Below are 2,846 nucleotides of genomic sequence, written 5' to 3'. Positions count from 1 at the left end.
TCTCTCAAATCACGCCAAAACATCTTCGGCGTTGTAAGGTTAAGCCTCACGGTTCATTAGTACCGGTTAGCTCAACGCATCGCTGCGCTTACACACCCGGCCTATCAACGTCGTCGTCTTCAACGTTCCTTCAGGAGACTCAAGGTCTCAGGGAGAACTCATCTCGGGGCAAGTTTCGTGCTTAGATGCTTTCAGCACTTATCTCTTCCGCATTTAGCTACCGGGCAGTGCCATTGGCATGACAACCCGAACACCAGTGATGCGTTCACTCCGGTCCTCTCGTACTAGGAGCAACCCCCCTCAATTCTCCAGCGCCCACGGCAGATAGGGACCGAACTGTCTCACGACGTTCTAAACCCAGCTCGCGTACCACTTTAAATGGCGAACAGCCATACCCTTGGGACCTACTTCAGCCCCAGGATGTGATGAGCCGACATCGAGGTGCCAAACACCGCCGTCGATATGAACTCTTGGGCGGTATCAGCCTGTTATCCCCGGAGTACCTTTTATCCGTTGAGCGATGGCCCTTCCATACAGAACCACCGGATCACTATGACCTGCTTTCGCACCTGCTCGAGCCGTCACTCTCGCAGTCAAGCCAGCTTATGCCATTGCACTAACCTCCTGATGTCCGACCAGGATTAGCTGACCTTCGTGCTCCTCCGTTACACTTTGGGAGGAGACCGCCCCAGTCAAACTACCCACCAGACACTGTCCCCACGCCAGATTATGGCGCCAGGTTAGAACATCAAACATTAAAGGGTGGTATTTCAAGGTTGGCTCCACGCAGACTGGCGTCCACGCTTCAAAGCCTCCCACCTATCCTACACATCAAGGCTCAATGTTCAGTGTCAAGCTGTAGTAAAGGTTCACGGGGTCTTTCCGTCTTGCCGCGGGTACACTGCATCTTCACAGCGAGTTCAATTTCACTGAGTCTCGGGTGGAGACAGCCTGGCCATCATTACGCCATTCGTGCAGGTCGGAACTTACCCGACAAGGAATTTCGCTACCTTAGGACCGTTATAGTTACGGCCGCCGTTTACCGGGGCTTCGATCAGGAGCTTCTCTTGCGATAACCCCATCAATTAACCTTCCGGCACCGGGCAGGCGTCACACCGTATACGTCCACTTTCGTGTTTGCACAGTGCTGTGTTTTTAATAAACAGTTGCAGCCAGCTGGTATCTTCGACTGGTTTCAGCTCCGCGAGCAAGTCGCTTCACCTACGCACCAGCGTGCCTTCTCCCGAAGTTACGGCACCATTTTGCCTAGTTCCTTCACCCGAGTTCTCTCAAGCGCCTTGGTATTCTCTACCTGACCACCTGTGTCGGTTTGGGGTACGATTTCGTGTTACCTGATGCTTAGAGGCTTTTCCTGGAAGCAGGGCATTTGTTGCTTCAGCACCGTAGTGCCTCGTCATCACGCCTCAGTGTTGAAGTGAACCGGATTTACCTGGAACACCCACCTACACGCTTAAACCGGGACAACCGTCGCCCGGCCAACATAGCCTTCTCCGTCCCCCCTTCGCAGTAACACCAAGTACAGGAATATTAACCTGTTTCCCATCGACTACGCCTTTCGGCCTCGCCTTAGGGGTCGACTCACCCTGCCCCGATTAACGTTGGACAGGAACCCTTGGTCTTCCGGCGAGCGGGCTTTTCACCCGCTTTATCGTTACTTATGTCAGCATTCGCACTTCTGATACCTCCAGCATGCCTCACAGCACACCTTCGACGGCTTACAGAACGCTCCCCTACCCAACAACACATACGTGTCGCTGCCGCAGCTTCGGTGCATGGTTTAGCCCCGTTACATCTTCCGCGCAGGCCGACTCGACCAGTGAGCTATTACGCTTTCTTTAAATGATGGCTGCTTCTAAGCCAACATCCTGGCTGTCTGGGCCTTCCCACATCGTTTCCCACTTAACCATGACTTTGGGACCTTAGCTGGCGGTCTGGGTTGTTTCCCTCTTCACGACGGACGTTAGCACCCGCCGTGTGTCTCCCGTGATAACATTCTCCGGTATTCGCAGTTTGCATCGGGTTGGTAAGCCGGGATGGCCCCCTAGCCGAAACAGTGCTCTACCCCCGGAGATGAGTTCACGAGGCGCTACCTAAATAGCTTTCGGGGAGAACCAGCTATCTCCCGGTTTGATTGGCCTTTCACCCCCAGCCACAGGTCATCCGCTAATTTTTCAACATTAGTCGGTTCGGTCCTCCAGTTAGTGTTACCCAACCTTCAACCTGCCCATGGCTAGATCACCGGGTTTCGGGTCTATACCCTGCAACTTAACGCCCAATTAAGACTCGGTTTCCCTGCGGCTCCCCTATACGGTTAACCTTGCTACAGAATATAAGTCGCTGACCCATTATACAAAAGGTACGCAGTCACCCTCTTACGAAGGCTCCCACTGCTTGTACGTACACGGTTTCAGGTTCTGTTTCACTCCCCTCGCCGGGGTTCTTTTCGCCTTTCCCTCACGGTACTGGTTCACTATCGGTCAGTCAGGAGTATTTAGCCTTGGAGGATGGTCCCCCCATCTTCAGACAGGATATCACGTGTCCCGCCCTACTCATCGAGCTCACAGCCTGTGTGCCTTCGTGTACGGGACTTTCACCCTGTATCGTGCGACTTTCCAGACGCTTCCACTGACACACAAGCTGATTCAGGCTCTGGGCTGTTCCCCGTTCGCTCGCCGCTACTGGGGGAATCTCGGTTGATTTCTTTTCCTCGGGGTACTTAGATGTTTCAGTTCCCCCGGTTCGCCTCGTTAGCCTATGTATTCAGCTAACGATAGTGCAACGAATTGCACTGGGTTTCCCCATTCGGACATCGTCGGTTATAACGC

Annotated in this window: 1 rRNA gene; it reads right to left on the bottom strand. The window is 53.6% G+C overall.

The annotated features are described in order from the left end of the window. Positions 1–35: 35 nt before the first annotated feature. Positions 36–2,846, bottom strand: a 23S ribosomal RNA gene (locus MT962_RS22175); the annotation flags it as partial.

The sequence above is a fragment of the Franconibacter sp. IITDAS19 genome (assembly GCF_023079515.1).
GTDB lineage: Bacteria > Pseudomonadota > Gammaproteobacteria > Enterobacterales > Enterobacteriaceae > Franconibacter > Franconibacter pulveris.
The sequence above is the reverse complement of the archived record's forward strand: the minus strand, read 5'-3'. Positions and strand labels throughout refer to the sequence as shown.